This is a genomic window from Cellulomonas fengjieae (assembly GCF_018388465.1).
In the GTDB taxonomy this organism is placed as follows: domain Bacteria; phylum Actinomycetota; class Actinomycetes; order Actinomycetales; family Cellulomonadaceae; genus Cellulomonas; species Cellulomonas fengjieae.
The window spans coordinates 2,411,765-2,424,546 of sequence record NZ_CP074404.1 but is presented as its reverse complement, the minus strand read 5'-3'; the positions used below and the strand labels follow the sequence as shown (position 1 = coordinate 2,424,546).

General features: G+C 73.6%; 13 protein-coding genes. 10 read left to right on the top strand and 3 right to left on the bottom strand.

The window, feature by feature from the left end:
- Positions 1 to 35 precede the first annotated feature (35 nt).
- Positions 36 to 1,043 carry a hypothetical protein gene (locus tag KG102_RS11210; RefSeq protein WP_208288818.1) on the top strand — a complete coding sequence of 336 codons (1,008 nt, stop codon included), beginning with the start codon at positions 36 to 38 and terminating at the stop codon, positions 1,041 to 1,043.
- Between the two features lie 9 nt (positions 1,044 to 1,052).
- On the opposite strand, the gene KG102_RS11205 is transcribed toward KG102_RS11210, so the two are convergent.
- Both KG102_RS11205 and KG102_RS11200 read right to left on the bottom strand, forming a co-directional pair.
- Entirely contained in the window at positions 1,053 to 1,427 is a 375-nt protein-coding gene (locus tag KG102_RS11205; RefSeq protein ID WP_208211377.1) for a DUF4870 domain-containing protein, read from the bottom strand.
- Positions 1,424 to 1,801, bottom strand: a complete 378-nt coding sequence (locus tag KG102_RS11200; protein WP_208288820.1) for a DUF4870 domain-containing protein — start codon at positions 1,799 to 1,801, stop codon at positions 1,424 to 1,426. The genes KG102_RS11205 and KG102_RS11200 overlap by 4 nt, the downstream gene beginning before the upstream one ends.
- Positions 1,802 to 2,508: 707 nt before the next feature.
- Between KG102_RS11200 and KG102_RS11195 the strand changes: the two genes are divergently transcribed.
- The gene (locus KG102_RS11195; RefSeq protein ID WP_208288822.1) at positions 2,509 to 3,195 is read left to right on the top strand and encodes a hypothetical protein; all 687 of its coding nucleotides are present in this window, start codon (positions 2,509 to 2,511) and stop codon (positions 3,193 to 3,195) included.
- Positions 3,196 to 3,267: 72 nt separating this feature from the next.
- Here KG102_RS11195 and KG102_RS11190 read toward each other — a convergent pair whose 3' ends face one another.
- Complete coding sequence (locus KG102_RS11190; protein WP_208211371.1) at positions 3,268 to 4,125, bottom strand: DUF3097 domain-containing protein; 858 nt, start codon at positions 4,123 to 4,125, stop codon at positions 3,268 to 3,270.
- Positions 4,126 to 4,261: 136 nt separating this feature from the next.
- Here KG102_RS11190 and hrcA point away from each other — a divergent pair, with 136 nt between their 5' ends.
- The 8 genes from hrcA to KG102_RS11150 all read left to right on the top strand — a co-directional run bounded on the left by hrcA (position 4,262) and on the right by KG102_RS11150 (position 12,713).
- Complete coding sequence (gene hrcA, locus KG102_RS11185; RefSeq protein ID WP_208211369.1) at positions 4,262 to 5,284, top strand: heat-inducible transcriptional repressor HrcA; 1,023 nt, start codon at positions 4,262 to 4,264, stop codon at positions 5,282 to 5,284.
- Positions 5,285 to 5,384: 100 nt separating this feature from the next.
- Complete coding sequence (gene dnaJ, locus KG102_RS11180) at positions 5,385 to 6,512, top strand: molecular chaperone DnaJ (RefSeq protein ID WP_208288824.1); 1,128 nt, start codon at positions 5,385 to 5,387, stop codon at positions 6,510 to 6,512.
- 22 nt (positions 6,513 to 6,534) lie between these two features.
- Positions 6,535 to 7,293, top strand: a complete 759-nt coding sequence (locus KG102_RS11175; RefSeq protein ID WP_208288826.1) for a 16S rRNA (uracil(1498)-N(3))-methyltransferase — start codon at positions 6,535 to 6,537, stop codon at positions 7,291 to 7,293.
- 130 nt (positions 7,294 to 7,423) lie between these two features.
- On the top strand, positions 7,424 to 8,422 hold the full coding sequence (locus KG102_RS11170) for a PhoH family protein (RefSeq protein WP_208211363.1): 999 nt from the start codon (positions 7,424 to 7,426) through the stop codon (positions 8,420 to 8,422).
- A gap of 7 nt (positions 8,423 to 8,429) precedes the next feature.
- On the top strand, positions 8,430 to 8,882 hold the full coding sequence (gene ybeY, locus KG102_RS11165) for an rRNA maturation RNase YbeY (RefSeq protein ID WP_208211361.1): 453 nt from the start codon (positions 8,430 to 8,432) through the stop codon (positions 8,880 to 8,882).
- Positions 8,879 to 10,213: a hemolysin family protein gene (locus KG102_RS11160; protein WP_208211360.1), complete on the top strand. Its 1,335-nt coding sequence runs from the start codon at positions 8,879 to 8,881 to the stop codon at positions 10,211 to 10,213. The genes ybeY and KG102_RS11160 overlap by 4 nt, the downstream gene beginning before the upstream one ends.
- The gene (gene era / locus KG102_RS11155; RefSeq protein WP_208211358.1) at positions 10,210 to 11,124 is read left to right on the top strand and encodes a GTPase Era; all 915 of its coding nucleotides are present in this window, start codon (positions 10,210 to 10,212) and stop codon (positions 11,122 to 11,124) included. The genes KG102_RS11160 and era overlap by 4 nt, the downstream gene beginning before the upstream one ends.
- A gap of 2 nt (positions 11,125 to 11,126) precedes the next feature.
- Entirely contained in the window at positions 11,127 to 12,713 is a 1,587-nt protein-coding gene (locus tag KG102_RS11150) for an alpha/beta hydrolase family protein (protein WP_208288828.1), read from the top strand.
- Positions 12,714 to 12,782 lie beyond the last annotated feature (69 nt).

Below are 12,782 nucleotides of genomic sequence, written 5' to 3'. Positions count from 1 at the left end.
GTTGCAGCGAGCCGTCGGCCGCGACGATGCCGTTCATGGACCCCGCCTCGCCGCCCGCGCCCGCGTCGCGCGCGCGGCCCCGGATCCTGGCGTTCGTGCTGCTGGTCACCGCGCCCGTGTGCGCGGAGTACCTGCAGGCCTACGACCCGGCGAGCACCGGGGACCCCGCGGCGCTGCTCGTCGGCCTGCTCGTGCTGGCGCCGCTGTACGGGGCCCCCGCCCTGCTGATCCGGGAGATCGCCGCACGTGCGCGCCTGCACTGGACCGGGATCCTGGCGCTGGCGGCCGCGGCCGGGACCCTGCAGGCCGGCGTCGTCGACCAGTCCCTGTTCGCCACCACCTACGCCGGCTACGACGACTGGGCCGAGCAGCTGCGTCCCACGTTCGTCGCTCCGCTCGGGCTGAGCGCCGCGACGGCGCTGAACTTCCTCGTCGGACACGCCGTCTGGAGCTTCGCGGCGCCGATCGCGCTGGTCGAGGGCCTCGACCGGCCCGGACCGCGGCGCTCGTGGCTTCGAGCCCCCGGGCTGGTCGCTGCGACGGTGCTGTACGCCGCCGCTGCCGCGCTCGTCTGGTCCGACGTCAGGAGCGCGGGCAGCGACCGGGCTTCGGCCGCGCAGCTGGTCGGCGCGCTGCTGGTCGTCGGCGTCCTGGTCGGGGCCGCGTTCACGTTCGGCCGCCGGACCCTGCCGACGCCGACGGGAGCACGGGTGCCGCCACCGGTGGCGGTGCTCTGCCTCGTGCTCACCGCGGCCGTCGGGTACGTCCTCGTGCCGCCGACCTGGTTCGGCGTCGCCGTCGGCGTGGGCGTCCTCGGGGTGGCGGGCGCCGTGGTCGTGCACTGGTCGCGGTCGGCCGCCTGGGACCCGAGGCGGGTGGCGGCCGTCGGCGGCGCGGCCGTCGTCGCGCGGGCGCTGGTCGGCTTCGCGTCGGTCACCGAGATGACGCCCCGCCCGTCGGGCGGGTACGGGCAGAACATCGTCCTGCTCGCCCTGGCGCTCGTCCTCGTGCGGGCCGCGACGCACACGGGCCGCGACCGCTAGGTCCGCCGGTCAGCTCACCATGCGGAGGCTGACCGGGTACCGGTACCACTCGAACCGCGAGGCGGCGACCCCTCCGAGGATCGGGAACACCAGCTGGACGAGCCCGAGGACCGGCACGAGCACCAGGGCGGCCAGGCCGAAGGTCGCGAGGGTGACGGCCACCACCGCGACGACGGCCAGCAGCAGCGTGAGCTGGAAGTTCAGCGACTCCTTGGCCTGGTCCTCCACATAGCGTCCGCGTCCGCGGAACGCGAGCAGGATCACCAGCGGGGCCACCCAGCCGCCCAGCAGCGCCAGCAGGTGGGCCAGCATCGCCCAGTTGCGCTCCTCGTCGGGTCGCAGCGGGGGTGGCCCGTAGACGGGACCGGTCCAGGGTGCGGTCATCGGACCAGCTCGATGCTGTACGGGTAGCGGTAGGTGCCACCGCGCTGGACGGCGAGCGCCGCCACGACGCTCAGCACCAGGCTCGCGATGCTGATCGCGATGAACCCGATCCGGCCGATCACACCCAGCACGGGCACGGAGCGCAGGATGGTGCACACGACGAGCCCGATGAGGACCGTGAGCTGGAAGTTGAGTGCGACGCGGGCCTCGGCGACGGCGAGGGTGCTCTTCTCGCGGTTGACCAACCAGACGACGAGCGCGGGAAGCCAGCCGATCCAGAAGTACGCCAGGATCCCTCCGAGGTGCGCCAGCATCGCCCAGGTGCGGGCCTGGTCCGCGCCGCTCGAGGCAGGGCGGTGGTCGTCGTAGGACATGGGTCGTCGCTCCTCGGGTCGGCCGTGCGCTCACGGCACGCGCAGCCTACCGAGGGCGCCTGGCCAGCGCGTGCCGACGGGACGCAGCCGCCGAGGGGCGACCAGCGGCCGCGTTCCTTGACACGCCAGGTCCGCCGCGGGTTCCCTGGCAGAGGGCGACGACCGCCCTGTGACCAGGGAGGCCACGCATGAGCGAGAACCCGGGCGGCACTGCGCCGCGCGACGACGACCACCCGGCCCAGCCGGACCCGACCGGCCCCGCCGACCCGGGGACGGGGTCGCCGGCACCGTCCCGTCCGACCGAGCCGGACGCACCGGAACCCGCCCCGGGCTCAAGCCCGGACACACCCTCCACACCGCCTACCCCGCCGGTCGAGCCGGCGGCGCCACCGGTCGCCCCGTCTCCCGCACCCCCCGTCGCGCCTTCGGCGCCGCCGACACCTCAGGCACCGCCGACACCTCAGGCGCCGCCGACACCTCAGGCGCCGCCGACACCTCAGGCGCCGCCGGCACCGCCGTACGGGCAGCCGTCGACCGGTTCGCCCTACGGCCAGCCGCCGGCCGGCTCCCCGCCGTACGGCCAGCCTCCGTACGGGCAGCCGCCCGCAGGCTCGCCGCCGTACGGGCAGCCGTCGGCCGCCGGGTACCCGCCCGGCTACGCCGAGCCCGGGGCGTTCCCGCCACCGGCGGCCGGCTACGGCCAAGCCGTGCCGCCGTCGCCCATCGGGGAGTCGTTCTCCTACGGCTGGAAGAAGTTCACGCAGTTCGGCGGCATCTTCGTCGGCGCCGCGCTGGTGTGGCTGGTCGGGGCCGCGATCGTGCTGGTGGTCCTCTCGCTGATCTTCGGCGGCTTCGGTGCCCTGCTCGACCCGGACGGTCGCGGCATGCGACCCACCCTCAGCATCGTCGCGTCGCTGGGCGCGTTCGTCGTCTCGGCGGCGGCGTTCCTGATCGGCTACCTGGTCCAGGCGGCGTTCATCCGGGCGGCGCTCGACGTGACGGACGGCCGGCGGATCTCGTTCGGCGACTTCTTCAAGTTCCCGGACCCGGGTCCCGTCCTGCTGACCGCGCTGCTGCTGGCCGCGATCAACATCGTGCTCAACCTCGTGCCGTTCTTCGGCCAGCTGCTCTCGTTCGTGGCCGGCTTCCTGCTGCTGTTCACCTTCTGGTTCGTGATCGACAAGCACCTGAGCCCGGTCGACGCGATCAAGGCGAGCTACCAGCTCATCGTGGCGAACCTGTCGACGACGATCCTGTTCTACCTGTTGTCCGTGGTCGTCGTCTTCGCCGGTGCGATCGTGTGCGGCGTCGGCCTCTTGGTGGCGCTCCCCGTCGTGCTCGTGGCGACCGCGTTCCTGTTCAAGCGGCTCCTGGGCGACCCGATCTCCGCCTGACGGACGTCGCACCAGCCCGACCGACGGGCGACGTCCGGACGGTGCCCGGTCCGCCTCGGCGGCCGGGCACCGTCATGCGGTGACGAAGTCGATGAGCTCCTCGACGCGGCCGAGCAGGCTGGGCTCCAGGTCGGCGTAGCTGCGCACGGAGCGCAGGATCCGCTGCCACGCGCGCGCCACGTCCGCCTGCTCGTCGGCCGGCCAGCCGAGCTCGCGCAGGATGCCCCGCTTCCACTCCGTGCCGCGCTCGATGACCGGCCAGGCATCCAGGCCGACGCGCTCGGGACGCACCGCCTGCCAGACGTCGACGTACGGGTGCCCGAGCACGAGCACCGAGCCGGCGGGCATCCCGCGGACGGCCTCGTCGGCGATCCGGGTCTCCTTGGACCCGGGGACCAGGTGGTCGACGAGGACGCCGACGCGGCGACCGGGCCCGGGTGCGAAGTCGCGCAGCGCCGCCGCGAGGTTGTCGACGCCGTCCAGCAGCTCGACCACGACCCCCTCGAGCCGCAGGTCGTCACCCCAGACCTTCTCCACGAGCTCGGCGTCGTGCTTGCCCTCGACCCAGATCCGGCTGCCCCGGGCGACGCGGGCGCGGGCGTCGTGCACCGCCACCGAGCCGGACGCCGTGCGGGTGGGGCGGGCCGGCGCGGAGGCTCGCACGGGTGCGGTCAGCGCGACGGGCTCGCCGTCGACCCAGAAGCCGCGACCGAGCGGGAACGTGCGCGTGCGGCCGCGGCGGTCCTCGAGCACGACCACGTGCTGGCCGCCGGACTTCTCCACCCGGACCACCGCACCGACCCACCCGGTGGTGACCTCCTCGACGACGAGGCCGGTCTCGGCGGCCTGCGGGCGACTGGTGCGGGCAGGCCGGTGGTGCGTCTGCCCGGAGCCCCCGAGCACGTCCGAGCCGTAGCGGTCCTCGTTCACCCGGGCAGCCTAGAGGTCCGTGCCGGCGTGACGGTCGAGGCACGCGGCGGACGCCCCGTGGGTGTCGGGTGCGCGGCGTAGGATTGGCACTCGACGAGCACGAGTGCTACCCACGAGATCGGGCGAAGGAGGCGGCATGAGCGAGGACAGGCGGCTGGACGTGCTGCGCGCGATCGTCGAGGACTACGTCGCGACCAAGGAACCGGTGGGCTCGCGCGCCCTCGTCGAGCGGCACTCGCTCGGGGTGTCGCCCGCGACCATCCGCAACGACATGGCGGCGCTCGAGGAGGGCGGGTACATCGCCCAGCCGCACACCTCCGCAGGCCGGGTCCCGACCGACAAGGGCTACCGCCTGTTCGTCGACCGGCTCTCGACCATCAAGCCGCTGTCGAGCCCGGAGCGCCGGGCGATCGGCGCGTTCCTGGAGAGCGCGCAGGACCTCGACGACGTCGTGGACCGTGCGGTGCGGCTCATCGCCCAGCTCACGCAGCAGGTCGCCGTCGTGCAGTACCCGTCGCTGCGGCGCTCGGCGCTGCGGCACGTGGAGCTGGTGCCGGTGGGCGCGCGTCACCTGCTGGTGGTCATCATCACCGACACCGGCCGCGTGGAGCAGCGCACCCTCGAGCTCGTCTCGGACCTCGACGAGTCGGTCGTCGCGCGCCTGCGGACCCGGCTCAACGTCAGCGCGGCGGGGCGCCGTCTGTCCGAGCTGCCCGTCGTGCTGAGCGAGCTGACCGAGGCCTTCGCGCCGGACGACCACCCGCTGGTGCACGCGGCCGTGGGCGTCGTCGAGGAGACGCTGGCCCAGGAGAGCGAGGAGCGTGTCGTGCTGGCGGGGACCGCCAACCTCGCGCGCGCAGGCAGCTCCGACGTCCGCGCCATCGGGCCGGTCCTGGAGGCGCTCGAGGAGCAGGTGGTGCTCCTGCGCCTGCTCTCGGAGATGGCCGAGGACTCCGCGGCCGTGGCGGTGCGGATCGGCCGGGAGACGCAGCACGAGGGGCTGGTCGAGACGAGCTTCGTCACCACCGGCTACGGCGACGAGGGTGGTGGCTCGGTCGCGCGCATCGGCTCCATCGGGCCGCTGCGGATGGACTACCCCGGCACGATGTCCGCGGTGCGGGCGGTGGCCAGGTACCTGACCCGCATCCTCGCCCAGTGACAGGCCCGACGACCCCCGCGACGACCCCGACCGAGACCCCTGCAGAGACCCCCGCAGCGACACACCCGACGACGAACGCTGGAAGCGAGCAGACCCTCCTGTGACCGACTACTACGAGATCCTCGGTGTGCCGCGTGACGCGACGCCGGAGCAGATCAAGAAGGCGTACCGCAAGCTCGCGCGCGAGCACCACCCCGACGTGGCGGGCACGGACGCCGGCTCCGACGACAGGTTCAAGGACGTCTCGCGCGCCTACGACGTGCTCGGCAACCCCGAGAAGCGCCGCGCGTACGACCTGGGCGGCGACCCGTCGTCCCCCGGGGGCGGCATGGGCGGCGGGTTCGGCTTCCAGGACATCTTCGAGACGTTCTTCGGTGCCGCCACCGGCGCCGCCGCGCAGCGTGGCCCGATCCCGCGCGCCCGGCGCGGTCAGGACGCCCTCGTGCGGCTCGACCTGGACCTCGCGGACGTCACCTTCGGTGTGCACAAGGACGTGCCCGTCGACACGGCCGTGCTGTGCCCGACGTGCAACGGCTCATGCTGCCGGCCCGGCACCTCGCCCCGGACCTGCGAGGTCTGCGGCGGGCGCGGCTCGGTCCAGCGGGTGGCCCGGTCGTTCCTCGGTCAGGTCATGACGACGCAGCCCTGCGCGGCGTGCCACGGGTTCGGCACGGTCATCCCCGAGCCGTGCACCGAGTGCTCGGGCGAGGGCCGCGTGCGCTCGCGCCGGACGCTCAGCGTCGACGTCCCGGCCGGCGTGGACACGGGCACGCGGATCAAGCTCACCGGCCAGGGCGAGGTCGGTCCCGCCGGCGGTCCCGCGGGCGACGTCTACCTCGAGGTGCGCGAGCGCAAGCACGACACCTTCGTGCGCCGCGGTGACGACCTGCACGCCACGCTCGAGGTGCCGATGACCGCCGCCGCCCTGGGCACGGTGCTCACGCTCGACACGCTGGACGGTCCGCGCGACGTCGACCTGCGTCCCGGTACCCAGCCGTCCCAGATCGTGTCGATCAAGGGCCTGGGCGTCGGTCACCTGCACGCCCCCGGCCGCGGCGACCTGCACGTCCACGTCGAGGTGCACGTCCCGACGGCGCTGGACGAGGAGCAGGCCGAGCTGCTGCGACGGCTCGCGGCGCTGCGCGGCGAGGAGCGCCCCGAGTCCCGGCTCGCGGCCTCCAGCTCCGGCGTGTTCGCCAAGCTGCGCGACAAGCTCTCCGGCCGGTGAGCGTGCCGGCGCCGGGCGCGGCATGAGCGCGCCCGTCTTCCTGGCCGACCCCGGCACGCTCGACGCGGTCACCGACGGTGGCACCTACCTGCTCGAGGGGGCCGAGGGACGGCACGCCGGCGTCGTGCAGCGGCGCGGCCCCGGGGAGCGGGTCGACGTCGTGGACGGCGCGGGGGTGCGCCTGCGCGGGGTGGTGGGCGCGGTGAGCGGTGACGGCGTGCTGGTGCACGTGCAGCAGCGGGTCGTCGAGGAGCGTCCCGCGGTGGTGCTCGTGCTCGTGCAGGCGCTCGCCAAGGGCGACCGCGACGAGCTGGCGATCGAGGCCGCGACCGAGGTGGGTGTCGACGCGGTCGTCCCCTGGCAGGCCGAGCGCTCGATCGTGGTGTGGCGCGGGGACCGGGCGGCCAAGAGCCGTGCCCGCTGGCTGGGCACCGTGCGGGCGGCCACCAAGCAGTCGCGGCGGGCACGGGTGCCCGAGGTCGAGACCGCGCTCGACTCGCGCGGGCTGGTCGAGCGCGTCCGCGCCGTCGCGGACGGCGGCGGCGCGGCTCTCGTCCTGCACGAGGCCGCGACGCAGTCCCTCGCGTCGGCCCCGCTGCCGGAGTCGGGCGAGTGCCTCGTCGTCGTGGGGCCGGAGGGCGGCATCGGCGACGGTGAGCTCGGTCGCCTGGTCGAGGCGGGGGCACGAGCCGTGCGCCTCGGCCCGCACGTGATGCGCACGTCCACCGCCGGACCCGTGGCGCTCGCCCTCCTGGCGGAGCGACTCGGTCGCTGGAGCTGAACCGCCGCAGTGGGGGAATCCTGTGGGTGCCTCCTCGTAGACTGGCGACCGTCGCACCCGCGGCACCGATCCGCACGCACCTGCATGCAACCTGCACCGACCTAAGGAGCGCACGGCGCACGCCGAGCACATGACCGAGTTCACATCAGACGCCCGCGCCTCCGGCGCGCCCGCGCGCGTCGAGCACCGGATCAGCGTCCCGTCCGAGGTCTCGATGGTCGAGCTGCTCGGCCTGCGGGACGAGGTGCTGCGGACCATCGAGTCCGGGTTCACCGGTGTCGACATCCACGTCCGTGGCAACGAGGTCACCCTCTCCGGCCCGGTCGGCGACGTCGCCCTCGTGTCCCGGCTCATCGACGAGCTCGTCGAGATGGCGGCCGGCGGCACCCCGCTGACCCCCGACGTGGTGACCCGCTCCGTGGCGATGCTCACGGCGGCCTCGAGCGCCCGCCCGGCGGACGTCCTGTCGTTCAATATCCTCACGGGTCGTGGCCGGACGATCCGCGCCAAGACCTCGGGCCAGAAGGACTACGTCGACGCGATCGACCGCCACACGGTCACGTTCGGCATCGGGCCTGCCGGAACCGGGAAGACCTACCTGGCGATGGCCAAGGCCGTGCAGGCGCTGCAGGACCGCAAGGTGCACCGCATCGTGCTCACCCGGCCGGCGGTCGAGGCGGGGGAGCGGCTCGGGTTCCTGCCCGGCAACCTCTCCGACAAGATCGACCCGTACCTGCGCCCCCTGTACGACGCGCTGCACGACATGGTGGACGCCGAGTCCATCCCGCGGCTCATGGAGGCGGGGACCATCGAGGTGGCGCCGCTGGCGTACATGCGTGGGCGCACCCTGAACGACGCCTTCATCATCCTCGACGAGGCGCAGAACACCTCCGTCGAGCAGATGAAGATGTTCCTCACCCGGCTCGGCTTCGGCTCCAAGGTCGTCGTGACGGGTGACATCACCCAGGTCGACCTCCCGGCGTCACAGGCGTCCGGTCTGCGCGTGGTCGAGCAGATCCTGCACGGGGTGGACGACGTGGCCTTCTGCCGCCTGACGTCCTCCGACGTCGTCAGGCACCGCCTGGTCAGCGACATCATCGACGCGTACGCGCGCTGGGACAGGAGCTGAGGCGGCCGTGAGCGTCGAGGTCAACAACGAGTCCGGGTACGACGTCGACGAGGCGGAGTTCGCCGCGCTCGCGCGCTACGTGCTGGACGCGATGCACGTGCACCCGCAGACGGACGTCTCGATCCTGCTCGTCGGGACCGACGTGATGACCGACCTGCACGTGAAGTGGATGGATGAGCCCGGGCCGACCGACGTGCTGTCGTTCCCCATGGACGAGCTGCGGCCCGGCCGCGAGGGCGACCCCACGCCGGCGGGCCTGCTCGGTGACGTCGTGCTGTGCCCCGAGGTCGCCGCGCAGCAGGCCCGCGCCGCCGGGCACTCGACCGCCGAGGAGCTCCTGCTCCTGACCACCCACGGGATCCTGCACCTGCTCGGGTACGACCACGCGGAGCCGGAGGAGGAGAAGGAGATGTTCGCCCTCCAGCGTCAGCTGTTGCTGACGTTCCTGGCGGCCCGATGACGGACGTCCCCGTCGCCCTCCTCGTCCTGGTCGCCGTGATCGGCATCTCGTCCGCCGCGGCGCTGTCGGCGGGCGAGGTGGCGGTCGTGCGCGTCTCGCGCGCCGCCGTGACCGAGCTGTTCGCCGAGCGGTCCCCGTCCGCCGAGCGGGTGCGCCGGCTGACCGAGCACCCCGCACGGGTCGCCGCAGCCGCCGCGTTCGTGCGGCTGCTCGCCGAGATGACGGGCACCGTCTGCATCGCGCTCGTCGTGGTCGCCACGGGCCTGGCGTGGTGGGCCGTGCTCCTGGTCTCGGTGGCGGTGTGCGCCCTGGTGGCGTTCCTGCTGGTGCGCGCGAGCCCGCGCACGATCGGCAGGCGGCACCCCGTCGCCGTCCTGACGCGCCTGTCGCGGCTCCTGGCGGCCGTCAACGCGGTCGCGGGCCGGCTCGGTGCGGCCAGCCACCCCGGCGCCGGGTCGGCGGCCGAGGACGAGGACGAGCTGCGGGACATGGTCCAGCGCGTGAGCGAGTCGGACGTCATCGAGGACGAGGAGCGCGAGATGTTCCGCTCCGTCCTCGAGCTGGGCGAGACGCTCACCCGCGAGGTCATGGTGCCGCGCACGGACATGGTGACCGCCCCGGAGAGCACGCCGCTGCGCAAGGCGCTCGCCCTGCTGCTGCGCTCGGGGTTCTCCCGGATCCCCCTGGTCGGGGACTCGGTGGACGACCTGCGCGGCGTCCTCTACCTCAAGGACGTGGTCGGGCGGCTGCCGATCGCCCCGGCGGGGCCGTCGGACCGCCGGACGCAGGAAGCCATGCTCGACGCACCGGCCTCCTCCCTGGCGCGGCCCGCGGTGTTCGTGCCGGAGTCCAAGCCGGTCGACGAGCTGCTGCGCGAGCTGCAGAGCGGGTCCTCGCACATGGCGATGGTGGTCGACGAGTACGGCGGGATCGCCGGTCTGGTGACCATCGAGGACGCGCTCGAGGAGATCGTCGGCGAGCTCACGGACGAGCACGACCGGACCGCGCCCGTGGTCGAGGACCTCGGTGACGGCGTGTACCGGGTTCCCGCACGCCTCGGTCGCGACGAGCTCGGCGAGCTGTTCGACCTCGACGTGGAGGACGAGGACGTCGACACGGTCGGCGGGTTGCTGGCCAAGGCGCTCGGCAAGGTGCCGCTGCCGGGCTCGGCCGGCGACATCCACGGGCTGCACCTCGTCGCAGACCGGGCCGAGGGCCGACGCCGCCAGCTCGCCACCGTGCTCGTCAGCATGGTCGACAGCACCGACCGACCCACGGACACCACCACCCCGGGCCGCGCCCCGACCGACAACCACGGAGCCACCCGATGACCTTCCACTCCGGATTCGCCTGCTTCGTGGGCCGACCCAACGCCGGCAAGTCCACGCTGACCAACGCCCTCGTGGGCCAGAAGGTCGCCATCACGTCCGGGCGTCCGCAGACCACCCGGCACACCGTCCGGGGGATCGTGCACCGGCCCGACGCGCAGCTGATCCTGGTCGACACCCCCGGTCTGCACCGGCCGCGCACGCTGCTCGGGGAGCGGCTCAACGCCCTCGTCAAGGACACGCTCACCGAGGTCGACGTGGTCGGCTTCTGCCTGCCCGCCGATCAGCGGGTGGGGCCCGGTGACCGGTTCATCGCCGAGCAGATGACCGAGCTCGCCCGCGACGGGCGCGGCACCCCGGTGGTCGCCGTCGTGACCAAGGCCGACCTCGTGGGCAAGGGCAAGCTCGCCGAGCACCTCATGGCGGTGCAGGCGCTGGGGGACTGGACCGACATCGTGCCGGTCTCGGCGACGTCCGGGTACAACGTCGACGTGCTCGAGGACGTGCTGATCGGGCACCTGCCGGAGGGCACGCCGCTGTACGCCGACGGCGAGCTCACCGACGAGCCCGAGGCCGTCATGGTCGCGGAGCTGGTGCGCGAGGCCGCGCTGGAGGGGGTGCGCGACGAGCTCCCGCACTCGCTCGCGGTGGTGGTCGACGAGATCGTGGCGCGCGACGAGCCGGCCGCGAACGGCGTGCCCATGCTCGACGTCCGGGTGAACCTGTTCGTCGAGCGGGACAGCCAGAAGGCCATCATCATCGGCAAGGGCGGCGCGCGGCTGCGCGACGTCGGCAGCCAGGCGCGCCGTGAGATCGAGGCGCTCCTGGGCGCTCGCGTGTACCTCGACCTGCACGTCAAGGTGGCCAAGGACTGGCAGCGGGACCCCAAGCAGCTCGGCAAGCTGGGCTTCTGAGGATGCTGAGGGCAGGCGAACGGGACCCGGCCGGGCAGACGGTGACGACCGAGGACGGGCGCGGCGGCGCCTACCGGCTGGTGGCGAGCACGGCGCTGGGCGTCGTGGTCCTCGCGATCCTCGGTGCCGTGATGGGACCCCAGTGGGACCCGGTCCCGCTGGTCGACCCGCTCGTCGTCGAGTCGTCGTCGACGGCGATCGGCGGTGCGGAGCCGGTCCCTACGTACGACGTGCGCACCTCGATCGTCACGGTGGAACTCGACGGCGCGACCGTGGAGGCCCAGATCAGCGAGCCCGTCGGCCTCGACGGGCCGAAGCGCGGCGTGGTCTTCGTGCACGGTGCGGGCACCGGCCGCTACGACACCGCGTTCATCGCCCAGGCGCGCGCACTGGCCTCCTCGGGGGTCGTCGCGATGGTGCCGAACAAGCGCCTCGACACCTACACCACCCGGCACCGCGACTACGTGCAGATGGCGGCGGACTACGACGCCTCGGTCGAGGTCCTGCAGGCCCACCCGGGTGTCGACCCGGAGCAGGTGGGGCTCTACGCGGAGAGCGAGGGTGGCTGGATCGCACCGGTCATGGCCGCGAAGGACCGGTCGATCGCGTTCGTCGTGCTGGTGTCCTCGCCCGTGGTGCCCCCCCGCGAGCAGGCCGCCTTCGCGGTCGACTCCTACCTGCGCAACACCGGGGTGCCCGGCGGGGTGTTCCGCGCGATCCCACGCGCCGTCGGCATGTCGGTGCCCGGCGGCGGCTTCGAGTACGCCGACTTCGACGTCACCCCGTACCAGCGCGAGATGCACCAGCCCGTGCTCGTGGTCTACGGCACGGGTGACGCGTCGATGCCCGTGATCCAGGGCGCGGAGCTGGTGCTGCGGGACACGGCCGTCGGCGGGAACCACGACGTCACCGTCCGCTACTACGAGGACGCCAACCACGGCATCCGCGTGCACGGCGAGGTGGATCCCGTGTTCCTGGACGACCTGGCCGGCTGGGTGCGCGGCCTGCCCGCCACAGGGGACGCCGCGCCCCGCATCGCCGGCGCGCAGCCCGTGCAGACGTACATGGCGGCGCCCGTGCCGGAGCCCCGGTGGTTCGGCGACGGCAACGTCGTCGTGGCGCTCGTGGTGGCGGCGGTGGGGCTCATCCTGCTCGGCCCGCTGGCGCTGCTCATGGCGCGAGGCGTGGAGGAGGCCAGGGACCGGGTCCGGCGCCAGCGCGGGGCAGCGGCGCTCGAGGGGCCACGGTTCGCGCCGGGGGTCCTGCCGCGGCTGCTCGCCCTGGGCGTGGGCGCGATCGGCACCGTCGTGTGCCTGGTCTGGTACATCGTCGCGGTGGCGCGGCTGGCCCTCGACTACCAGCGTGACGACCTCGTCGTCCAGGGCGGCTGGATCGCCGTGCGCGTCCTGGGCATCGCGGTGGTCGTGGCCGGCCTCCTGCTGCTGCGCCGCTGCCGCCGGGTGCGCCTCGCCGGCGGCACCCCCTTCCCCGGGATCGTGCGGACCGCCGTGCTGTGGGCCGGCGTCGTAGGCTCCGTCGTGCTGCTCGTGGTCCTGGCCTACTGGGGGATCTTCCAGCTCGGGATCTGACCTCGGCAGCGGTCGCGTTGTGTACCAGGCGCTCACGTACGGCACGATGTGCGCCGATGAACTGAACGG